Origin of the sequence: Vibrio galatheae, from assembly GCF_000967545.1 — a bacterium.
Taxonomy (GTDB): domain Bacteria; phylum Pseudomonadota; class Gammaproteobacteria; order Enterobacterales; family Vibrionaceae; genus Vibrio; species Vibrio galatheae.
Genome location: NZ_JXXV01000025.1, coordinates 51,325 through 74,426, shown reverse-complemented (window position 1 = coordinate 74,426; position 23,102 = coordinate 51,325). Strand labels below are relative to the sequence as shown.

The window sequence follows — 23,102 nt, the reverse complement described above, 5'->3', positions numbered from 1 at the left end:
TTTGCAAAGGTTTTTGAGTCATAACTCCTGCAAGTGACCATTGAAATTTGTTTTTTTGAACCAATTTCAGAGATAGGTCCTTAACTAACGAGGAGTTTCCGATGAAAAAACCTTTGCTTGCATTAACCGTTCTATCTTTAAGCCTAAGTTCAATCATCACACCAATGCAGGCTACGGCCGCTTTGCCTTTTATGGTTGATGGCGAACAGCTCCCCAGTCTCGCTCCAATGCTTGAGAAAGTGACACCCGCGGTTGTCAGTATCTCAGTTGAGGGCACTCAAGTTTCTAAACAACGAATCCCAGATCAGTTTCGCTTTTTCTTCGGCCCTGACTTCCCAGCCGAACAGCTCCAAGAGCGCCCATTCAGAGGCTTAGGATCAGGTGTCATTATCGATGCTGATCAAGGCTACATTGTAACCAACTATCACGTCATTAATGGCGCGGAGAAGATACGAGTCAAACTACGCGATGGTCGTGAATACGATGCGGAATTGGTCGGTGGCGACCAAATGTCGGACATTGCACTGGTCAAATTAGAGCAAGCTAAGAACCTAACTGAGATTAAAATCGCAGACTCAGATAAACTGCGCGTTGGTGATTTCACAGTAGCGATTGGTAACCCATTCGGCCTAGGTCAGACCGTCACATCAGGGATAGTCTCTGCACTCGGTCGTAGCGGGTTGAATCTAGAAAACTTTGAAAACTTTATTCAAACCGACGCGGCAATCAACAGTGGTAATTCAGGTGGCGCACTAGTTAACCTCAATGGTGAACTAATTGGCATCAACACCGCTATTTTGGGACCAAACGGTGGCAACGTCGGTATTGGCTTCGCAATTCCGTCTAACATGATGAACAATCTCACCAACCAAATTCTTGAATTTGGTGAGGTGAAACGCGGCATGCTCGGTGTGCAGGGCGGAGAAATCACGTCGGAACTGGCTGAAGCGCTAGGTTATGAATCGAGTAAAGGTGCCTTTGTTAGTCAAGTAGTCCCCGATAGCGCAGCGGATAAAGCCGGACTTGAAGCCGGTGACGTGATTGTTTCCGTTAACGGCAAAGAGATTAACTCTTTTAGTGAGCTACGGGCGAAAGTCGCCACCTTAGGCGCAGGTAAAAAAATTACGCTTGGTGTGATCCGTGACGGCAAACAAAGCTCTTATGATGTCACACTAGGAGAACAAACCAACATCAAGACCACGGCCGACAAGCTACACGACGGCTTATCAGGATCTCAACTGACCAATACCAATGCCAGTGATAAGGTGCAAGGGGTTAAAGTCAGCGACGTAGAAGAAGGTTCCAATGCGGAAGCGTACCAATTGCAAAAAGGGGACATCATTATTGGTGTGAACCGTCAACGGGTGAAAAATTTAGCCGACTTTAGAAAAGTGGTTGAAAAACAATCCGGTGTACTAGCACTCAATATCCAGCGTGGCGAACGAAGTATTTATCTTGTTATTCGCTAATTAGCTTAGCTAAAAACGCGATATCGCTTTAAAAGGACAGCGGCATCAAACGCTGTCCTTTTGTTATTTTCTCATCTAATGCTATTCTTCACCAACTTATCCATTTATGACCTTCACGAGGAAAGCATGCTGCAATTTATGTTGCGTTCTGTTGGCTTAGGCTTAGCAACGGCTGCTCTGCTATTAATCGCGGTACCGTCTCTGCGGTCAAACATTCTTCCTCAAACCACTCAACCCACAGTGACTGACTACTCTGATGTCCAGGTGTCATTTAATCAAGCAGTCCGCAAGGCAGCACCTGCTGTGGTCAACATATACAGTCGTAAATACCAAGAGAACGATCGATCTAAATTACTCACTCAAGGGCTGGGCTCTGGGGTCATTGTTAGTGACAAAGGCTATATTATTACCAATTACCATGTTGTCGCTCAGGCCGACCAAATCATTGTCGCGCTACAAGATGGGCGAATTGCCGCCGCTCAACTGGTTGGTAAAGACAGGCGAACAGATATTGCGATTTTGCGTGTTGAAGGCGAAAACCTACCGGTTATTCCGCTCAACCCTCAATATTCACCTAAAGTGGGCGATATTGTGCTGGCAATTGGCAACCCCTATAACCTAGGCCAAACCACCACATTCGGTATTATTTCCGCCACCGGCCGCTCTTCAATTAGCGCGGATGGTCATCAAGCTTTCATTCAAACGGATGCTGCAATCAATGAAGGTAATTCAGGCGGCGCTCTGGTCAACACGCTCGGTGAACTTGTCGGCATTAACACCGCATCTTTCCAACAAGCGACTGAACTCGAAACTTACGGCATTTCGTTCGCCATTCCTTTCTCATTAGCTAATAAAATCATGCAAAAAATCATTGCTGATGGACGGGTAATACGTGGCTATATTGGCATTGACGGTCAAGACGTAACTTCGGTCACCTCAAGGTTACTCGGCAACGAGCATCTGGGTGGTATTGTCGTGTTAGGAATCGACCCGAACGGACCTGCCGCAGAAGCGGGCTTTGAAACTCAAGATATCATTCTAAAAATCGATGGGCAGAAGATTAACGGTCGACAAAGTGTGATGGACATTGTCACCGAACTTAGACCGGGGACAACAGTAGATGTACTGGTTTTACGTAAAGGTGTAGAGACAACATTGACGGTTACAATTAGAGAAGATACCCGCGAGTAAATCTAACAAAACGACAAATAAAAAACCCATGCTGAGCATGGGTTTTTATTACTATTCAGAAACGTCGGTATCTGGCTCAAGAGTGGAGTTGGACTCTACCTCAATCCGAGTGACTCGTTGTAGACCTCTTGGCAACAATGCACCTCTGCGTCCACGCTCACCACGGAAGTTGTCTAAATCGGCTGGTTTAAGGCCAAGTTTGCGTTTTCCTGCATATAAGGTCACCGCACTTCCTTGAGGCAGAGCGATAAGATGAGAGACTAACTCTTCACGCTCTTTCGCCTTAGCTGCTGGAATATTGATGATCTTATTGCCCTTACCTTTACCTAGCTGTGGCAAGTCTTTAATCGGGAACAACAACATACGCCCTTGGTTAGTGATCGCCAAGATTTCATCAGCATCTAGGTTACCCACCGTTTGTGGCAAAAGAACTTCTGAATTTTGCGGCAAACTCACCAAAGCTTTACCGCTGCGGTTTTTCGAAAGTAAGTCACTGCCTTTACATACGAAGCCATAACCTGCATCAGAACCGACCAACCACAACTGCTCTTCTTCGCCCATAACAACGTGACGAATACTGGTGCCCGCACTGATATTCAGACGTCCTGTAATCGGCTCACCCTGACTACGCGCTGATGGTAATGAGTGCGACTCTAATGAGTAACTTCGGCCATCAGTGCCCAAGAAGACGGCTTGCTGATTGCTCTTACCACGTGCGTGAGCAAGATACTTGTCGCCAGACTTGTAGTTCAAACCTTCCGAATCAACATCATGCCCTTTCGCATGACGAATCCAGCCTTTCTCTGACAACACAACCGTGATCGGCTCACTAGGCACAAGATCACGCTCTGTCAGTGCTTTCGCTTCTTCACGCTCAACCATAGGTGAACGACGATCATCACCGTATTTCTCGGCGTCAGCTTTGATCTCTTTCTTGAGTAGGGTATTTAGACGGCGCTCTGAGCCTAATAGCAGCTCTAGTTTCTCGCGCTCTTTTTCTAACTCTTCCTGTTCACCACGGATCTTCATCTCTTCAAGCTTCGCTAGGTGGCGAAGTTTGGTGTCCAGAATCGCATCGGCTTGAATATCAGTAATACCAAAACGCGCCATCAGAACCGCTTTAGGATCGTCTTCAGTCCGAATGATTTCAATCACTTCATCAAGGTTGAGATAAGCAACCAACAAACCTTCTAAGATGTGCAGCCTAGCTAATACTTTGTCTAGACGATATTGAAGACGACGGCGTACCGTCGAACGGCGAAACTCAATCCATTCCGACAAGATTTGTACTAGGCCTTTGACCTGAGGACGGTTATCCAAGCCAATCATGTTGAGGTTAACACGGAAGTTTTTCTCAAGATCCGTAGAAGCAAACAGATGGTTCATCAACTGATCGCAATCGACACGGTTTGAACGCGGAACAACCACAATACGGGTTGGATTCTCGTGATCCGACTCATCACGGAGATCATCAACCATAGGTAGCTTTTTCGCTCTCATCTGGTTGGCGATCTGTTCAAGCAGCTTGGCGCCAGATACTTGATGCGGCAGAGAGGTAATCACGATCTCTGAGCCTTCTTTGTGCCATACCGCACGCATTTTGATACTACCACGGCCAGTGCGGTAAATTTTCTCTAGATCCGCTCGTGGTGAAATGATCTCAGCTTCGGTCGGGTAATCTGGCCCTTGAACAAAGCTCATGACGTCACTAAGTTGCGCACTCGGGTTATCAATCAGATGAATCGTCGCATCCGCCACTTCACGTACATTGTGCGGGGGAATATCTGTTGCCATACCGACAGCAATACCGGTTACGCCATTGAGTAGGATATGTGGCAAACGCGCAGGTAACATCTGCGGCTCTTTCATTGTGCCGTCAAAGTTAGGTTGCCACTCGACCGTACCCTGACCCAATTCACCTAGCAGTACTTCGGCAAACTTTGACAGTTTTGCTTCGGTATAACGCATCGCAGCAAAGGATTTAGGATCATCCGGTGCACCCCAGTTACCTTGACCATCCACTAATGGATAACGGTAAGAGAATGGTTGTGCCATCAACACCATAGCTTCGTAACATGCGGAATCACCATGTGGGTGATATTTACCTAACACGTCACCAACGGTACGAGCTGATTTTTTGTACTTCGCTGCTGCCGAGAGACCAAGCTCTGACATTGCGTAGATAATACGTCGTTGAACAGGCTTTAAGCCATCGCCAATATATGGCAGCGCGCGGTCCATAATGACGTACATTGAGTAATTTAGATAAGCGTCTTCGGTGAACTTGCGCATTGGCAGTTGTTCAACGCCATCATAAGTTATTTCAGTAGACATACGTTAAACCTCTGCCATATCGCCGTAGTTCTGTAGCCATGAGCGGCGATCATCTGCCCGCTTTTTACCAAGCAGCATATCCATCATTTCCATCGTTGCTTGATCATCATCGATGGTCAATTGCACTAAACGACGAGTATTGGGATCCATTGTCGTTTCGCGCAACTGGAGTGGGTTCATCTCACCCAGACCTTTGAATCGCTGCACGTTGATTTTGGCTTTTTTCTTAGACAGACGCTCTAGAATGCCTTCTTTTTCATCATCATCTAAGGCATAGAAAACTTCTTTACCGCAGTCGATACGATACAGTGGCGGCATAGCAACATAGATGTGCCCCGCTTCAACTAAGGCGCGGAAGTGGCGCGTGAATAGCGCGCATAACAGAGTCGCAATGTGCAGACCATCCGAGTCCGCATCGGCAAGGATACAGATCTTACCGTAGCGCAAACCATCAAGATTATCTGTGTCTGGGTCAATACCGAGTGCAACCGAGATATCATGCACCTCTTGCGAAGCTAAGACTTGATCAGGAGAGACTTCCCAAGTATTAAGAATTTTACCACGTAGCGGCATAACCGCTTGGAATTCACGGTCGCGAGCTTGCTTTGCCGAGCCGCCCGCCGAGTCACCCTCGACGAAGAAGATTTCGGTACGATTTAAATCTTGTACCGAGCAGTCGGTTAGCTTGCCTGGCAGTGCCGGGCCAGAAGCGACCTTCTTACGCACCACCTTTTTGCTCGCACGCATACGGCGATGAGCGTTGGCAATGCACACTTCAGCTAGCTGCTCGGCTAGTTGTGGCTTCTCATTGAGCCACAAACTGAACACATCTTTAACTACCCCAGAAACGAAGGCTGCGGTTTGACGAGAAGACAAACGCTCTTTGGTTTGACCGGCAAACTGTGGATCTTGCATCTTGACTGACAACACGTAGGAACAGCGGTCGAAAACATCATCGCCAGTGAGTTTTACTCCGCGTGGTAGCAAGTTACGGAACTCACAGAACTCACGCATCGCATCCAATAAACCTTGGCGTAGGCCGTTAACATGCGTACCACCTTGGGCTGTCGGGATCAGGTTGACGTAGCTTTCGGTGATCATATCACCGCCTTCTGGCTGCCAAATCACCGCCCAGTTGGCCGCTTCTGTTTCAGCGGAAAACTCGCCAGTGAAAGGTTCTTCAGGTAAAACTGTATAGCCTTTTACCCCTTCTGCAAGGTAGTCTTTGAGGCCATCTTCATATCGCCACTGGTACTCGTTGCCGTTAACTTTGTCGCTGAAGGTGATTTCGAGTCCTGGGCAAAGAACGGCTTTGGCGCGTAAGTTATTCACCAAACGCGTGACAGAAAAATTCGCCGAGTCAAAATACTTAGCTTCTGGCCAGAAGTGAACGCTCGTGCCTTTATTGCGACGGCCACAGGTGCCTGTCACGGTCAAATCAGAAACCTTGTCGCCATGTTCAAATGCAATTTCGTACACTTGGCCATCCCGGCGAACGGTCACTTCAACGCGCTTAGATAAAGCGTTAACTACCGAGATACCTACCCCGTGTAGGCCACCTGAAAATTGATAGTTTTTATTCGAGAACTTACCACCGGCATGCAGTTTACACAGGATAAGTTCAACACCCGAGACTTTCTCTTCTGGGTGAATATCAACAGGCATACCACGGCCGTCATCGATCACTTCGAGTGACTGGTCGGCATGGAGAATTACTTGAACCTTTGAAGCATGTCCGGCAAGCGCTTCATCGACGCTGTTATCGATGACTTCTTGGCCCAAATGGTTTGGGCGCGCCGTATCCGTATACATCCCTGGTCGGCGACGTACTGGCTCCAAACCATTAAGAACCTCAATGGCTCCAGCATTATATTGTTCAGTCATAATACGGAATATCGTTATAAAGAATGAAAAGGTTACTTGTTGGATGAGATAAAGACGTTGGCTCACAAATGCAGCCATGACTGCGAGCAATCAAGCTGGAGACAACGTTCACATTGCGTCAAACCCACACAAGTACTGGTGAGACATAGTCTGGAACAGACCCAATTATGTCAAGAGAGATAGCGAAGTAACAAGCAAAATTATGACTCCTCCCTCAATGAAGGTCAGAGTTGTAAGAAATCTATGATTTGAGCAGGATAGCGTTCGAAATCGACAAAACTATGATCGCCGCCCTGCTCGACGTTCTGTTTTGCCCCGCGAAGATGATCCACCGCTTGCTTATAGTCCAACACTTCATCGCCAGTTTGTTGCAGTAACCAGAAATCGCTTGGATTATTGATGCTTGGTGTATCTAAGGCTTTTAACTCTTCAATATGTTTCGCCTCAAGCAGATAGCGTTCCTTAGTGTAGGGGTTTTCTTGTTCTCCTAAGAAATCCGCCAGTAGCTCATAAGGTTTAATCGCAGGATTAATTACAACCGCTTTAAAACCAAATTGCGCATTAAGCCACATAGACAAATAGCCACCTAGTGAACTGCCAACTAAACCAATGTAAAAATCATCTTTATATTGATTCACTAGATCTAACAAGTGCTGTGCCGCTTGTTGTGGAAAACAAGGTAGACGAGGGATCACGAGTTTAATATCAGGGCGTTGAGACTGACAGTAACTCTGCATCACATTCGCTTTGTGCGATAACGGCGAGCTGTTAAAGCCATGAATATAAAGTAAAAGTGATGGTTTCATCGTGTTCCCTTAATAGCCCGCAGAACTAAAGTCAGGCTGGAAACAGCCCTTAGCGAGACGTTTAACTTGTGTCGTAAGCCGGCCATCACTGTGCAGCTCTAGCTCACGCCAACCGGGAGAAAGCGTATCAAGAGCAAAATCGTCACTATTAGGTTTAAACTGCACACATGTTGAAGGTGTCGACATAACTCGAACCCCGTTATGAAGCACGTTCATATCTTGATGAACGTGGCCACAAACAACCGCTTTGACATTTTGGTGCTTTTCGACCACTTGCCAAAAGTGATGCGCATCTTTCAGCGTATGCTGGTCTAGCCAACGACTACCGACTAAAAGTGGGTGATGGTGAAGTAAAACCAGAGTGTGTCTCTCTGGGTACTCAAGCAATTTTTCTTCAAGCAGAGATAGCTGATAGTCGCTCAGACGGCCATGAGGTACACCGACAATTTGCGAGTCGAGCATGACCATTTGCCACGACTCTCCCAACAGTACATGTTGCAGCTGCTTAATTTGTTCTGAAGGCAAGACTGAGGTCATACTGGGTTTAAAGTCGTGATTACCGGGCAACCAAAAACAGGTTTTCTCAAGTGGTGCAATGCCTTGTTCAAAGCGTTGGTAAGAGACCGCGGTATGATCTTGAGAAATATCTCCCGTCGAGATAATCGCATCAAAACATCGATTATCTTCTAAGATCGCTTCAACGACTGCGTTAAAGCTGTCTAATGTATTGACACTAAGCAGGCTGCCATCAGCAGGCTCAAACAAATGAGTGTCAGTAATCTGGAGTAGCTTAATACTGTCGCTATCTGATGAACTTGACGTTACTTTCAAAACTAAAAACCTAAATATTCAATGGTGTACGGCTAATACCGAGCTTTAAACAAAACGAGAGCCAGTCACCTAAAAAGCGGTTGAGTTGAACCTTCTCATCCTGTTGAAGCATCTTATCATTTGGGTAATCATATCGGGCATCGACACGTTTGAGATGCTCACAACTTGTCACCTCTGCTACGCGAGCATCGTGGTAGAGCCTGACAGACATTGTTGGTAATGGAAACACTGGAACGTCATCGCTTTGACAGATATCGACCAAAGTTGTGTACTTTGTGACTTCTACCACTTGAACTTGATAAGTCAAGTAGGCGGCTTGGTAGCAGCGAACCTCTCCTACGCTCGGTTGATTAGGTAACAGAGCGTTGAGCTTGGCGTAATTAGTTTCGTATGTCCGCATCAAATCTGCAAGATCAACATGATACGGTTTCTTAATTGCTACTTGTGCCATTGTTGCTGTAATCGTTGATAGTTGAGCTCTAGCCATTGCAAGGCAATGATAGACGCACCATTTTCAAACTTTCCTTCTGTTACCCATTGATATGCCTGCTGGCGGGAAAGAACATGAACTTGAATATCTTCCCCTTCATAGTCTAAACCATGAATGCCAAACGCTGTACTCGCATCAACCTGACCCACATAAACGTCCAACAGCTCAGAGCAGCCTCCCGAAGAAGGGTAATAAGAAGTCACTTTTTCAAGCTCACCAATACGAATTCCCGCTTCTTCTACCGCTTCGCGCCTTACAACCTCTTGCGCACTTTCTCCCTCACCAATCATGCCAGCGATAATTTCTAACTGCCATGGGCTGTGATGTTCGAGTGCACCAACACGGATTTGCTCAATGATAACCACCTGATCGCTCTCGGGATCGTACGGTAACATCGCGGCAGCATGCCCACGTTCAAACATTTCCCGTTCAATCGGTTCACTCCATCCGCCAGCAAACAATTTATGTTTAAAACGGTATTTAATCATCTTAAAAAAACCGTTAAACAGTGTTTCTTTTGAGATTATTTCCACATCTTTAGGGGTAAACGACTGATGTTGATGGTTAGACTGTTGCATTTGGCACCTCTGTGAGTGAATCTTATAGTGTACGCAGACAAAAGCTTAACTTCCAAGGATATGGCTCAACTTTTTATATAATTTTTATAATTTAATTTAAATTGATGAATTATTTTTATTGCACACATGTATAGTTAGGTGTAAAACTTTGCAAAGTTTTTGAGTGAATCGACACCATTTAAGTTAAACTCTTGAAGACAAATATCTTTCGCATTTGGCAGGAATAGGAACTATGAAGAAACTGCTTCCACTATTTATCAGTGCAGCACTCGGCAGCCTAAGCACAAACGCTTTCGCTGACACTCTGACGGACATATACAATCAGGCAAAAGAAAATGATCCAACGTTGCTAAGTACCGCAGCACAACGTGACGCTGCTTTTGAAGCCGTTACTTCAAGCCGCGCCGCCCTCTTGCCACAAATCAATTTAACTGCTGGCTACAACATTACCCGTGGTGATACAGAATTACAGAACACAACCGATCTAGACAATGATACTGAAGCGCTTTCTGCAGGTGTAACATTTTCTCAAGCATTATATGACCGCAGCAGTTGGATCACTCTTGATACGGCAGAGAAGACCGCTCGCCAGAGTGACGCCTCTTATGCCGCAGCTCAACAAGCGCTGATTCTTCGTGTTTCAACGGCCTACTTTGACGTACTCCGCGCTCAAGACAACTTAGAGTTCGTCCAAGCTGAAAAAGCGGCGGTTGGTCGTCAATTAGAGCAAACCAAACAGCGCTTTGAAGTTGGTCTATCTGCAATTACCGACGTGCATGATGCTCAAGCTCAATATGACTCAGTATTAGCAGATGAAGTGTTGGCACAAAACAGCCTAGTAAACAGCTACGAAGGTCTACGTGAAATCACTGGTCAAGAGCACTCAAACTTGGACGTTCTTGATACTGACCGTTTCTCTGCACAGAAAACCGCGGCCGCCATTGACGCACTTGTTTCAGAAGCACAGCAAAAGAACTTAAGCCTACTGTCTGCTCGAATCTCGCAAGACATAGCTAAAGACAACATCTCAAAAGCGAGCTCAGGCCATCTTCCAAAACTTAGCTTAGATGCTGGATACAGCTACAGTGATGTATCAAACGCAACATCGACTGACCCACAAACGGACGATTTCAATATTGGGGTAAACCTTGCCGTTCCTCTTTACACAGGTGGCGCGACAACCTCACTAACCAAACAAGCAGAATTTAACTATGTTGCTGCAAGCCAAGATCTTGAAGCAACTTACCGTAGTGTGGTTAAAGATGTACGTGCGTTTAACAACAATATCAGTGCCTCGATTGGTGCTCTGCGTGCCTATGAGCAAACCGTTGTATCGGCACAATCTGCACTAGAAGCAACCGAAGCAGGCTTCGATGTTGGTACACGTACTATTGTTGATGTTCTAGACTCAACACGTCGCCTCTACGATGCGAACAAGAACCTATCGAATGCTCGTTACGACTACATTCTTAGCGTACTTCAGCTACGCCAAGCCGTCGGTACGCTAAGTGAGCAAGATGTGTTAGATATTAACGCAGGTCTTAAAGCGGCAAGTAACTAACCACTTGACCTAAAAAGCAAAAGGCTTACCCCAATGGAGTAAGCCTTTTTTAATTATGCAAGGAAATGATTAATACACCGTATCAATCTGAATACGCTTCTCAACTAACCACTCAACCTTGCCTTGGTCACTGAGCATCAACGCAATATCAACTGGCTTTTCAACATCAACCGGTACTTGCCATTCGAAAGCGACTTCCCACTGATTTTGGTTATGAGTACGAAGCTCAAGCGCATCACCCTCTATCTACCAAGTTTCTCCACCTTGAGCGATAGACAGGCTTTTTACATCCAGTTCTGCAGGCAACATGGTGTTTGACTCTAAGTACAATGAGCCGTGTAGCGTATTATCCTGCCCTTCCCCTATCGATGGCATTTTGTTGAGCCAAAGATTGCTTTTTAACGTCACGCTTGTCTGTGAGATGATAGTTTGGTTGTTTTGCTGCCAATCAATGACGTCATTCACACACCCAGCCAACAATGAGACTCCGAGAGCGACCAATGCCAGTTTTTTCATTTTATCACCTCTGACGTTACGACTGTTGTCCTAACCATTCTTTAAGTATTTGAATATCATTTTTATATTCATTCTTCATTTCTTCAACCCAATCATCAATATTTTCCCACCAAGCTGGTAAATCTGGCGACTGAGCCTTCTGAGCAACACTCTGAATGTGCTTTAGTCCGATAGAGCCTGCTGCGCCCTTAATCTTATGCGCTTCAGAGACAATGCCTTCTTGATGTTTCGCGGTCATATTTGAATCGAGTACTTGCAGATAATCAGGCATCATCTCTTCAAACATGGTGATGCTGTCAAGCACAGGCTTGGGACCAACGATGCCAATATACGACTCGAGCATATCGAGATCGAGCAAGCGAGCGTATATTTCCCCACCTTCTGCAACAGGTTCCGGCGTTGGAACTGCGCGAGTCTCTTGTAGCGTTTTCGGTTGGGTGAACTTAGCCAGTACATCCTGCACCGCCGTCACAGATAAAGGCTTACTGATCGCGTCATCCATACCGTTATCTAAGTACTCTTGTTTGTTTTTCAACACGTTGGCAGTAAGCGCAACCAGAGGTGGTAAATCTGAGTAGGTCCGTCTAAAGTACTGTGCGACGTCAAAGCCAGTCATATCGGGCAATTGAATATCTAAGAACACCAAATCGTAGATTTCTGGATCAAACATTTCCATTGCATCTGCCCCCGTCATGGCGACAGAAACTTCATGCCCCATACTCTCTAGTAAAGAGCGAGCAACCGTAATATTGAGTTCGATATCTTCGACCATAAAGATATTGAGTTCTTGTGTGCAGTGGGGTGCATCTGTGTTGGGCTGTTCAACATCAACCAGTGGAACACGAATCGTCACCGTAAAGGTACTGCCAAAGCCCTCCTCACTGCTAACACTTATATCACCATCCATCATATTGATAAGCTGTTTGGAAACGGCCAAGCCAATACCAGTACCAACCGCATGAAGGTTATCTTTGCCCGATTTAACTTGATAATACATGGCAAAAATTTTATCTAGTTCAGCTTCTGGAATGCCAATACCACTGTCTTCAACTTCCATGGTAATGTTGGCAAAGCCATCTTCAACATCGGCGCTTACTGTCATCACCACGCCACCCTCTTTAGTGAACTTCATGGCGTTACTAACCAAGTTCCACAGCACTTGACGTAGGCGCGTCGCATCGACTTCTATCCCGCTAGGTAGCTCACTCAGGCGCTCTAGGTCGAAACGTAGCCCTTTCTGAGAGGCCATCAAGGCTGAAATACTCTCCATTTCGGCGACAAATTCTTCAAAATTGAGGGCCGATGGAAACAGCTCGAGCTTGCGGCGATCAAACTTATCCATATCGATAATGTCGTTAAAGATATTACCTAACGTAATCGCGCTGACATTGATAGTTTGCATATGATTACGCTGCTCAGACGTCAATGGCGTATCTAGCAGCATACGGCTTAAACCGACAATGCCGTTGAGCGGCGTTCGGAGTTCATGACTGATGGTCGAAATGAAGGTCGTCTTATCTCGACTCGCCTTTTCGAGAGACTCTTCATGACGCTTGCGTTCTGTAATATCACGGCCAAAACCAACCAAACCTAAGTGACGCCCTTCCTTACTGTAGAATGGTACTTTACGTAGCTCGAAGTAGTTACGATGTCCGTCAGGGTATTCAAGCCACTGCTCATAAGTGAGTGCTTGGTTGTCTGAAAATACTTTCTGGTCAGTATCAACGATCTGTTGGGCTACTTCCTTGCTGTAGACATCCCACGGAGTCAAACCGACTAACTGATTTTCTTTTTTGCCGGTCAGTTCTTCCATTGCCCGGTTACAGCCAGAGAAAACACCATCAGCGTTGCGGTAATAAATCAAATCAGGGGACGCGTCGATAAATGAACGTAAAAGTGCAGTCCTTTCAGCCAATTCTACTTGCGTTTTTTCACGTTGATAGACCTCGTTTTCAAGATCTTTCATCGCCTCTTCACGGGCTTCTTCGGCCTTAATTCTCTCTTCAATCTCTTGATTGAGTTTGGCGATATTTTGTTGCAGCTTATGGTTAAGCTCTTGATCTCGCGAACGCATGTCCTTGAGCTTAGAGACGAGTTTAGACAATCTCTGTCTCGACTCTTCAAGCTGATCAACCACCACAGACAAAAAGTAGACCGCCCACGGTGTAATCAACAAGCCAAAGAAAACGGAACGGACGATATCAATATCGTCAACATGGCCGCTTAAGACCAGAGTGATCCCGACTTGAACAACTACGGCTAGCGCAACCAGAGCAAGGGCTAACAGAATAGAGAAACGAAGGATGCCCAACTTAACCAGTAGGTCGACATAATATTGGGCGAGGTTTTTTATCGGCTTCATCAAGAGCTCCGAAAGGTAATACAAAGCAACGGCAATCTAAACAAGGACTTGAATAGAAGGCCATAGCTCATACTACCTGTTTTCCCGATTGACGGCGAAAAGAATCCCAGTTCATAGCAGGTTAATTATCTGATGTGTGATGCACGCAAGTTTGGTTGCGGCCATTCGCTTTCGCTTGATAAAGCGCACTGTCGGCCAAAGCCACAATCGTTTCACTGAGATCTAACCTCTGCGGGATAATCGACACTAGGCCGATACTCACAGTGACCACTTCAGATACCTTGGAAGATTCATGTTCAATCGCTAAATTGCGCACTTCGGTATGAATTCGGTCAGCCACCAGCAAGGCCCCCTCTACTGTGGTGTTCGGTAGGATAAAACCAAATTCTTCCCCCCCATAACGAGCCACGCAATCCGTTGAGCGAGAGAGAACTTTTTGAAATACTTGGGCAACTTTATTTAAGGCTTCATCGCCACGTTGGTGACCGTATCTGTCGTTGTAACCTTTGAAATAATCAATATCACACAGCATCACGGTCAACGGTTGCTGCTCGCGAATATGCAGATACCATAATGTTTCTAGCTGTTCGTCAAAACGACGGCGATTGGAGATTTGAGTCAGTCCATCAACAAAGCTCAATCTTTCCAGCTCTTGGTTGGCTGCCTCAAGTTTTTGTTCCGCCAGGTAACGCTCAGAAACATCTCGCGCCATAATCAATACGCCATTGGTACCCGATGCAGGGTCTCTAAAAGGTGATTTCACCACATCGTACCAAGTCGAATGTCCATCACTATTTATGACACGGTCTATGTAACGCAATGACTTTCCTTCATACAAAACTTTATTGTCCGTATCAGAAAAGCGTGTGTACGTGTCGCCCGGAATAACGTCTTGCAGTCGCTTGCCGATAAGTTCGTCCACATCAGCAATGCCCAATGCTTTGACAAATGGGAGGTTACACGCCTGATAAACCATATTTTCATTGAAAATACCGATAGAATCCGGACTCGACTCCAGAATATTCTGCAAGATAGTATCTCGCTGTGCGAGGGCTGCTTCGGTATCTTTGCGTTTTTCCATTTCGTCACGAAGATTTTTCTGCATATCGTGCCAATCGGTCACATCGTGGCTAATCCCCAAAGTTCCAATACCTTCACCATCTTGAGAGATCAACACACTTTGGTAGCTCTCAAGCAAACAACTTTTACCATCGGGATTAGTGGTCCAACGGCGTTTGCTAGCACGACCTTTGATGACACTCTGAATGTCGGCTGCGCCCTCTTCTTCGCGATCCTGCCAGAAACGTTGAAAAGCTCGGTTGCTCGAGACAATCTGACCTTGATTGTTTTTAATGAATATCAGTTCAGACAAGTTATCGAACGCACTCTTGATCATCGATAGCGATTCAACCTCTTGCTTTAACTCTAGTTCAGTCAGTTGATAGGCAGTAAAGTTCAGCAACCACACCGAGCGACGACGATAAGAGGTTTTTCGTCCAGTGACATTTAATTTAATTACTCGACTGGATGAGATTGGCCAACTCAGTTTTTGCGCCGAAAAGCTCGACTCCCTGAAGGGAGAAAAAATAGACAGGAGAAATTGCGTTGTCACCATCTCTGGTAACAGATAACTTTTACCAACTTTGCGCACCCCCAGCACTTGATTGGCCGCACTGTTGGCTAATTTGAGTTCACCCGATTTACTATCAACCACCAGCAGCGGGTTGGGAGCAGATTTAAGTAATTGGGTTAAATGGGCTTGGTGGCGAGTGTATATGATGATGAGCGCCGAGATCGAAAGCAGAATGACAACGAGAGCAAGTCCATGTCCATGCTCATGGGAACTACCCCATAACCAACCTAATGCTTGTTCCATTCAGCTCTCGTACCTGTTATTGCCACTCGTTGTGTAAGTGTATAGAAGATATCAGCTTAATGCTTAATAATCAGCCTTTATTGTTGGTTTTATATATACAAATGGTTGATCTACCAGTGAGCCTTGAGTGCCATCGCGGTTAGGACAGCTAAATCCCCCGTGCAAGGTAAGCTTGTGCACTTTCTCACCATAACGACGTTGTAAATCTTGTCCTATGGTGTTGACCAACTCATGAAGCTGCATGATGTCCTCAGCTTGAGATCGAAATAAATCTCATTAAGATCGGTGTAATTAAATTACAATATTGAAAAAAATAGAGTGGCAAATGTAATGATTTCAAACAGTCTCAGCATTATTCAATATCAATAAACATGCAGAAATAATGTGCTTCAGTTAAATTGTTACGCAAAAGTTAAACATAATATTCATTTATAACCCAAAAAAAGTGGGCAACAACATCGAGTTTTGATTGCATTTCATCCTTACTAAATTGTAGGATACTTACAGATTTCGCTGGTTTTTGTGATTTTTGTTACATGAAAACTCGGTGAAACATCGGTGTTATCCCACTCCCACCTATATAAATCACTAGATTGTGATACTAAAAAACGGGAAATCACCAAGGATTGTTTTTCTCGCAATATATTTCTGCGAGATACGGAAAGGAATCAAAGTCGCCAACCTAGGCTGACTTCGAATCAAAATAATAAAGGACAGGTCGTAGAACTAGTTTCGACTAGCACTTTCGCGCCTCTTTAACTGGAAGGATGTATCTATGGTAGATAGAGAGCAAAATGCCCAAGGTCTATATACTCCGGAGCTGGAGCATGACGCTTGTGGTATCGGTTTTGTTGCTCACCTTAAAAACCGTAAATCACACGAAGTAGTAACTCAGGCACTCGACATGCTTGCTCGTATGGAACACCGTGGTGGTCAAGGCTGTGATCCATGCAGTGGCGACGGTGCAGGTATCTTGTTACAAAAACCACATGAGTTTTTGTTAGAAGAAGCGGTAAAACTTGGTATCAAGCTGCCGTCTTTCGACAAATACGGTGTTGGTGTTGTACTTTTCCCTAAAGACGAACATAAGCGCGCTCAGTGCCGCGATATCTTAGAGCGTAACGCGAAACGTCTAGAATTAGATGTGATTGGTTACCGTGTTCTTCCGACCGATAACTCAATGATCGGCGCAGATCCTCTAAGCACTGAACCGCAATTTGAGCATGTATTTATTTCTGGTGGCCCAGGTATCACTCCTGAAGAGCTTGAACGTAAGTTGTATGTGTTACGTAACTACACAGTTCGTGTCTGCCTAGAAAGTGTTTCAAACATCGGCGACGACTTCTACATCAACTCAATGTCTTACAAGACACTGGTGTATAAAGGTCAGCTAACTACTGAACAAGTACCTCAGTACTTTTTAGATCTACAGAATCCAACGATGGTGACAGCATTGGCGCTGGTTCACTCTCGTTTCTCTACCAACACCTTCCCGAAATGGCGTTTAGCTCAGCCTTTCCGTTACATTGCGCACAACGGTGAAATCAACACGGTTCGCGGTAACTTAAACTGGATGAAAGCACGCGAAGCGATCATCGAGTCTGATCTGTTTACTCAAGCAGAAATCGATATGCTGTTGCCTATCTGTCAGGAAGGCAGTTCGGATTCATCAAACTTTGATATGGCACTTGAGCTACTGGTCCTTTCTGGCCGCAGCCTGCCTCACGCATTGATGATGATGATTCCAGAAGCGTGGCAAGAAAATAAAAACATGGATCCAACACGTCGTGCGTTCTACCAGTACCACGCTAACGTCATGGAACCATGGGACGGCCCAGCATCCGTTTGTTTTACTGACGGTGTTCAGGTTGGTGCGACACTTGACCGTAACGGTCTGCGCCCTTCCCGTTATACCGTGACCAAAGATGACTTCCTAGTAATGGCTTCTGAATCGGGCGTGGTTGATATTGCGCCGGAAAACGTTGAGTTTCGTGGTCGTCTGCAACCTGGCCGTATTTTCGTTGCTGACCTAGAGCAGGGCCGCATCATTTCTGATGAAGAAGTGAAAGATGGCATCGCGAGTGCACAGCCGTATGAGAAATGGGTAGAAGAAAATCTACTTAGCCTGAAAAAACTGCCTGATGCGACCAACGAATTCAGCCAACCTTCTCCAGAGAAGCTGCTGCACAAACAGCAAGCGTTCGGTGTCAGCTCAGAAGAAGTTAACGAAATCATCGTCCCAATGGCGAAAGATGGCAAAGAACCACTTTCAGCGATGGGTGCCGACTGGCCGCTAGCAATTCTATCGCACCAGTCACAACATCTTTCTAACTACTTTAAACAGCTGTTTGCTCAGGTAACCAACCCGCCAATCGACCCGATTCGTGAGCGCATGGTTATGTCGCTCAACACTTACCTAGGTAAAGATCAGAACCTATTGGCTGAGTCACCTGAGCATTGTCAAAAGGTTGAGCTTGAATCTCCAGTTCTGTCCAACTCTGAGCTTGAAAAACTGCGTGCTATCGACAACGAGCACTTACAAGCCAAGACGCTGGATATTGTATTCCAAGCCAATGAAGATCAAGGCAAACTAGAGCGCGCATTAAAACGTATCTGTCAGTACGCCGAAGATGCGGTTATTGATGGGTACTCGATCATCCTTTTAACCGACCGTGCAGTTAACTCTAACCACGCAGCGATTCCAGCAATGCTAGCGGTTGGCGCGGTTCACCATCACCTAATCCGTAAAGGCTTGCGTGCTAAGTGTGACATCGTGGTTGAAACGGGTGATGCTCGCGAGACACACCACTTTGCGACTCTAGTGGGCTACGGTGCCAACGCAGTTAACCCATACCTAGTTATCGAAACTATGGTAGAGCTACAGCGCACTAAGAAGCTAGACCCTGAAACGAACATTCGCGATCTATTCGAGAACTACCGTAAAGCGATCAACGGCGGCCTACTTAAGATCTTCTCGAAGATGGGCATCTCAACACTGCAGTCTTACCACGGTGCACAAATCTTTGAAGCACTCGGTATTAGTAAATCAGTCGTTGATAAGTACTTCACCGGCACCGTTTCTCGTATCCAAGGTCTAACCATTGACGACATTGCCAAAGAAGTTCTGGTACGTCACCGCATCGGTTTCCCAACGCGTGAAATCCCAGTGCAGGTTCTCGATGTAGGTGGTGTTTATCAATGGAAACAGCGTGGCGAAAAACATCTGTTTAACCCAGAAACGATTTCACTACTGCAACAGTCTACGCGCAACAAAGACTACGCTCAGTTCAAACAATACGCGAAAGCGGTTGATGACCAAGGCGACAATGCAGCGACACTTCGTAGCCAGTTAGACTTTGTTAAGAATCCAGCGGGTTCAATTCCTCTTGAAGAAGTAGAACCAATCGAGAAGATCCTTAAGCGTTTCGCGACAGGCGCAATGTCATTTGGTTCGATCTCTTACGAAGCGCACTCAACGCTCGCTGTTGCGATGAACCGCATTGGCGCGAAATCAAACTCGGGTGAAGGTGGTGAGGATCCAAATCGTTTCGAACGTAAAGAAAATGGTGATTGGGAACGCAGCGCAATCAAACAGGTTGCTTCTGGCCGCTTCGGTGTCACCTCTTACTACCTAACCAACGCCGATGAGCTGCAGATCAAGATGGCTCAAGGTGCGAAACCGGGTGAAGGTGGTCAGCTACCAGGTGATAAAGTGGATGACTGGATCGGTGCAACGCGTCACTCGACTCCGGGAGTTGGTCTAATTTCGCCACCGCCACACCACGATATTTACTCAATCGAAGATTTGGCTCAGCTCATTTACGATTTGAAGAACGCCAACCGCGCAGGTCGTGTTAACGTCAAACTCGTTTCAGAAGCAGGCGTCGGTACTATCGCCTCTGGTGTAGCGAAAGCGAAAGCAGACGTTGTCCTCATCGCAGGTTTCGACGGCGGTACAGGTGCCTCACCTATGTCGTCTATTCGTCACACAGGTCTACCTTGGGAGCTAGGTCTCGCTGAAACGCACCAAACACTGCTTAAGAACGGTCTACGTAACCGTATCGTGGTTCAGTCTGATGGTCAGATGAAAACACCACGCGACCTTGCAGTAGCAACTCTACTTGGCGCAGAAGAATGGGGCGTGGCAACAGCCGCATTGGTTGTTGAAGGCTGTATCATGATGCGTAAGTGTCATAAGAACACCTGTCCTGTTGGTATCGCGACGCAAAACAAGACGCTACGTGAGCGTTTTGATGGCCGCGTAGAAGACGTCGTGACTTTCTTCCAGTACATGGCAGAAGGCCTACGTGAAGTGATGGCTGAACTTGGTTTCCGCACTATCGATGAGATGGTAGGTCAATCACACAAACTGAAAGTGCGTGATGATATTGGTCACTGGAAATACAAGAACCTAGATTTATCGCCAGTACTGCACATTGAGCAACCACGTGAAGCTGATGGCATCTTCAACCAAACACAGCAGAACCATAATCTAGAGCAAGTCCTAGATCGCCAGTTGATCCAAGCGGCGATTCCAGCACTAGAGAAAGGTGAAGCCGTTAATGCTGAGTTCCCAATCGTCAATACGGATCGCTCTGCTGGTACCATGCTGTCGAACGAAATCTCTAAAGTTTACAAAGACCAAGGTCTACCACAGCCAATGAATGTCAAATTCACAGGCTCTGCTGGTCAATCATTCGGTGCTTTCCTTGCTAAGGGCGTCAAGTTCGAAGTAGAAGGTGATGCGAACGACTACTGGGGTAAAGGTCTGTCTGGCGGTACGTTAGTACTTTACCCAGACGCAAGATCAACCATAGTCGCTGAAGACAACATCGTAGTCGGAAACGTCTGTTTCTACGGCGCGACGTCTGGTGAGTCTTACATTCGTGGTATGGCTGGTGAACGTTTCTGTGTTCGTAACTCTGGCGCGAAAGTGGTTGTTGAAGGTGTAGGTGACCACGGTTGTGAGTACATGACTGGTGGTGTCGCTGTCATCCTTGGTTCAACAGGGCGTAACTTTGCTGCGGGTATGAGTGGCGGTGTCGCTTACGTATGGGATAAGTCTGGTGACTTTGAAACCAAACTCAACCCAGAACTGGTCGACCTAGACCCAATCGAAACAGAGGATCGCGAACTACTGAAAGAGATGTTAACTAAGCATGCTCAATTCACAGGAAGTGAAGTGGCTCAGTCGTTCTTAGACAACTTTGAAGCAAGCTTAGATGCGATGGTGAAAGTCATGCCACGCGACTACAAAGCTGTACTTCAAAAGCGTAAAGCTGAAGCGCAGCAGGCGCAAACGGAACAAGTGGAGGCAGTATAATGGGTAAGCCTACTGGATTTTTAGAACATGGACGCGAACTTCCACAGAAGATCGACCCATCCGTTCGTATTGAGAACAACAAAGAATTCGTTCTGAACGAAGAGTTTGGTGACAAAATCAATACTCAGGCTTCTCGTTGTATGGATTGTGGTGTGCCTTTCTGTCACAACGGTTGTCCGATTGGTAACATCATCCCTGAGTTCAATGACGCGGTATACCGTGATAGCTGGGAAGAAGCATGGCGAATTTTAAGTTCTACTAATAACTTCCCAGAATTCACTGGCCGTGTATGTCCTGCTCCATGTGAAAGTTCATGTGTTTTGGGCATCAACCAAGACCCAATCACTATCTGTAATATCGAGAAAACTATCGTAGAAACGGCGTATCGTGAAGGATACGCCAAGCCTAAGGCACCACGTTCTCGTACAGGTAAAACTGTTGCTATTATCGGCTCAGGCCCTGCAGGACTTGCGGCTGCTGAGCAGCTAAACAGCGCAGGTCACTCAGTCACTGTGTTTGAGCGTGACGAAAAAGTGGGTGGTCTATTGCGCTTTGGTATTCCAGATTTCAAACTGGGTATGGACATCATTGACCGTAAAATCAACTTGATGGCAGAAGCTGGTGTTGAGTTTAAGGTTAACCAACATATTGGGGTTGACGTTAATGCTCAGCAGCTTCGTCAAGAGTTTGATGTTGTTCTGTTGACTGGTGGCTCAACTGTACCACGTGATCTACCAGTACCGGGTCGTGAACTGAAAGGGGTTCACTTCGCAATGGAGTTCCTTGGTCAGAACAACCGCCGTGCAAACAACATGGACCTCAAAACTGAAGAGATTCACGCAAAAGGTAAGCATGTTGTTGTTATCGGTGGTGGCGACACGGGCTCTGACTGTGTTGGTACATCAAACCGCCACAAAGCTGCAAGCGTCACTCAAGTTGAGATCATGCCGATCCCACCAGAGAAACGTCCTGCGAACATGCCTTGGCCTCAATACCCGATGATTCTACGCACTTCTACTTCTCATGAAGAAGGTGTTGATCGTCATTGGAACATCTTAACTAAAGAGTTCATCGGTAATGATAAAGGCGAAGTAACTGGCCTGCGTCTTGCTGACATCGTTTGGCAAGATGCGAAACCAGGTGAACGCCCAAGCTTCAAAGAAGTTGAAGGCAGCGAGCGTGTTATCCCATGTGATATGGCATTCTTGGCAATGGGTTTCCTACATCCAGAGCCAACAGGCGCTCTTGCTCAGTTGGATATCAAACTGGATGAGCGCGGTAACGTTGCGACCGACGGTTTTGCGACTAACCAAAAAGGTGTCTTTGCCGCAGGTGATATGCGTACTGGCCAATCTTTGGTTGTTCGTTGTATCAATGAAGGCCGCGAGTGTGCCATTGCTATCGATGATTACCTAATGGGTAACTCGAATTTGGAAGCAAAAGCCAACTCACTAATGCTATCCGCATAATAGCTAGCCACCTAAGAAACTCGTTTAGTAGCTTCTGGGTGGCTTAGCTTAAACAATCATTCCTTCCAAACTTTTCCGATTGACCAGTACATTGTGCTGGTCTTTTTTATTTTATCGACACTCCATTTGTTGCAAAGTTGTAACAATTAAAACCTTAAGCTTATGAATTATATACAGTATTACAGCGCATTCCGTGGTAAATCGCATATTGACGTGATTTTCCACCAACAACTTGACCTTTTTTATAATAACCTATACGTTGTGAAGTCGATGAAAATGAATTCGTCCAATTTTGTTAAATATTTTAAGAGTATTTAATGCATATCTATACGATATATAACAATTAAAACGCATAGTTAGTCATATATACCAACCCTTTTGATGTTGGTAGTTCTGTCGGGATGGCAGAGAA

General features: G+C 46.0%; 13 protein-coding genes and 2 pseudogenes. 5 read left to right on the top strand and 10 right to left on the bottom strand.

From position 1 onward, the window contains the following. The first annotated feature begins 101 nt into the window (after positions 1–101). Together TW81_RS14015 and degS are read left to right on the top strand one after the other, a co-directional pair. Positions 102–1,469, top strand: a complete 1,368-nt coding sequence (locus TW81_RS14015) for a DegQ family serine endoprotease (protein WP_045956353.1) — start codon at positions 102–104, stop codon at positions 1,467–1,469. A gap of 126 nt (positions 1,470–1,595) precedes the next feature. Continuing rightward, positions 1,596–2,660: an outer membrane-stress sensor serine endopeptidase DegS gene (degS, locus tag TW81_RS14010; RefSeq protein WP_045956352.1), complete on the top strand. Its 1,065-nt coding sequence runs from the start codon at positions 1,596–1,598 to the stop codon at positions 2,658–2,660. 51 nt (positions 2,661–2,711) lie between these two features. Here the strand turns inward: degS and parC are convergent, their stop codons facing one another. The 6 genes from parC to nudF all read right to left on the bottom strand — a co-directional run bounded on the left by parC (position 2,712) and on the right by nudF (position 9,583). Next, entirely contained in the window at positions 2,712–4,994 is a 2,283-nt protein-coding gene (gene parC, locus TW81_RS14005) for a DNA topoisomerase IV subunit A (protein WP_045956351.1), read from the bottom strand. A 3-nt stretch (positions 4,995–4,997) separates the two neighbouring features. Continuing rightward, on the bottom strand, positions 4,998–6,878 hold the full coding sequence (gene parE, locus TW81_RS14000) for a DNA topoisomerase IV subunit B (protein WP_045956490.1): 1,881 nt from the start codon (positions 6,876–6,878) through the stop codon (positions 4,998–5,000). Positions 6,879–7,102: 224 nt separating this feature from the next. Continuing rightward, complete coding sequence (gene yqiA, locus TW81_RS13995) at positions 7,103–7,684, bottom strand: esterase YqiA (RefSeq protein WP_045956350.1); 582 nt, start codon at positions 7,682–7,684, stop codon at positions 7,103–7,105. Positions 7,685–7,693: 9 nt separating this feature from the next. Beyond that, positions 7,694–8,515: a 3',5'-cyclic-AMP phosphodiesterase gene (gene cpdA, locus TW81_RS13990; protein WP_045956349.1), complete on the bottom strand. Its 822-nt coding sequence runs from the start codon at positions 8,513–8,515 to the stop codon at positions 7,694–7,696. A 10-nt stretch (positions 8,516–8,525) separates the two neighbouring features. Next, complete coding sequence (locus TW81_RS13985) at positions 8,526–8,966, bottom strand: DUF1249 family protein (RefSeq protein ID WP_045956348.1); 441 nt, start codon at positions 8,964–8,966, stop codon at positions 8,526–8,528. Further along, positions 8,954–9,583, bottom strand: a complete 630-nt coding sequence (nudF, locus tag TW81_RS13980; RefSeq protein WP_045956347.1) for an ADP-ribose diphosphatase — start codon at positions 9,581–9,583, stop codon at positions 8,954–8,956. Before nudF ends, TW81_RS13985 begins: the two co-directional genes overlap by 13 nt. 232 nt (positions 9,584–9,815) lie before the next feature. Between nudF and tolC the strand changes: the two genes are divergently transcribed. Beyond that, positions 9,816–11,144 carry an outer membrane channel protein TolC gene (gene tolC, locus TW81_RS13975; RefSeq protein ID WP_045956346.1) on the top strand — a complete coding sequence of 443 codons (1,329 nt, stop codon included), beginning with the start codon at positions 9,816–9,818 and terminating at the stop codon, positions 11,142–11,144. A gap of 69 nt (positions 11,145–11,213) precedes the next feature. Here tolC and TW81_RS13970 read toward each other — a convergent pair. The 4 genes and pseudogenes from TW81_RS13970 to TW81_RS13955 all read right to left on the bottom strand — a co-directional run. Then, positions 11,214–11,660: pseudogene (locus TW81_RS13970) on the bottom strand (hypothetical protein). 16 nt (positions 11,661–11,676) lie between these two features. Next, complete coding sequence (gene arcB / locus TW81_RS13965) at positions 11,677–14,022, bottom strand: aerobic respiration two-component sensor histidine kinase ArcB (protein ID WP_045956345.1); 2,346 nt, start codon at positions 14,020–14,022, stop codon at positions 11,677–11,679. A gap of 121 nt (positions 14,023–14,143) precedes the next feature. Continuing rightward, complete coding sequence (locus TW81_RS13960) at positions 14,144–15,898, bottom strand: diguanylate cyclase domain-containing protein (protein WP_045956344.1); 1,755 nt, start codon at positions 15,896–15,898, stop codon at positions 14,144–14,146. Between the two features lie 120 nt (positions 15,899–16,018). After that, positions 16,019–16,141 (bottom strand): annotated as a pseudogene (locus tag TW81_RS13955) (TIGR01212 family radical SAM protein); the annotation flags it as partial. Positions 16,142–16,673: 532 nt separating this feature from the next. On the opposite strand from TW81_RS13955, the gene gltB reads away from it, so the two are divergent. Both gltB and TW81_RS13945 read left to right on the top strand, forming a co-directional pair. Then, entirely contained in the window at positions 16,674–21,221 is a 4,548-nt protein-coding gene (gltB, locus tag TW81_RS13950) for a glutamate synthase large subunit (RefSeq protein ID WP_045956342.1), read from the top strand. Further along, positions 21,221–22,690: a glutamate synthase subunit beta gene (locus TW81_RS13945; protein ID WP_045956341.1), complete on the top strand. Its 1,470-nt coding sequence runs from the start codon at positions 21,221–21,223 to the stop codon at positions 22,688–22,690. Before gltB ends, TW81_RS13945 begins: the two co-directional genes overlap by 1 nt. Positions 22,691–23,102 lie beyond the last annotated feature (412 nt).

Excerpts from the sequence above, each read along its gene's own strand:
- TW81_RS14015 (WP_045956353.1), top strand. The coding sequence starts at position 102 with ATGAAAAAACCTTTGCTTGCATTAACCGTTCTATCTTTAAGCCTAAGT.
- degS (WP_045956352.1), top strand. The coding sequence starts at position 1,596 with ATGCTGCAATTTATGTTGCGTTCTGTTGGCTTAGGCTTAGCAACGGCT.
- parC (WP_045956351.1), bottom strand. The coding sequence starts at position 4,994 with ATGTCTACTGAAATAACTTATGATGGCGTTGAACAACTGCCAATGCGC.
- parE (WP_045956490.1), bottom strand. The coding sequence starts at position 6,878 with ATGACTGAACAATATAATGCTGGAGCCATTGAGGTTCTTAATGGTTTG.
- yqiA (WP_045956350.1), bottom strand. The coding sequence starts at position 7,684 with ATGAAACCATCACTTTTACTTTATATTCATGGCTTTAACAGCTCGCCG.
- TW81_RS13985 (WP_045956348.1), bottom strand. The coding sequence starts at position 8,966 with ATGGCACAAGTAGCAATTAAGAAACCGTATCATGTTGATCTTGCAGAT.
- nudF (WP_045956347.1), bottom strand. The coding sequence starts at position 9,583 with ATGCAACAGTCTAACCATCAACATCAGTCGTTTACCCCTAAAGATGTG.
- tolC (WP_045956346.1), top strand. The coding sequence starts at position 9,816 with ATGAAGAAACTGCTTCCACTATTTATCAGTGCAGCACTCGGCAGCCTA.
- arcB (WP_045956345.1), bottom strand. The coding sequence starts at position 14,022 with ATGAAGCCGATAAAAAACCTCGCCCAATATTATGTCGACCTACTGGTT.
- TW81_RS13960 (WP_045956344.1), bottom strand. The coding sequence starts at position 15,898 with ATGGAACAAGCATTAGGTTGGTTATGGGGTAGTTCCCATGAGCATGGA.
- gltB (WP_045956342.1), top strand. The coding sequence starts at position 16,674 with ATGGTAGATAGAGAGCAAAATGCCCAAGGTCTATATACTCCGGAGCTG.
- TW81_RS13945 (WP_045956341.1), top strand. The coding sequence starts at position 21,221 with ATGGGTAAGCCTACTGGATTTTTAGAACATGGACGCGAACTTCCACAG.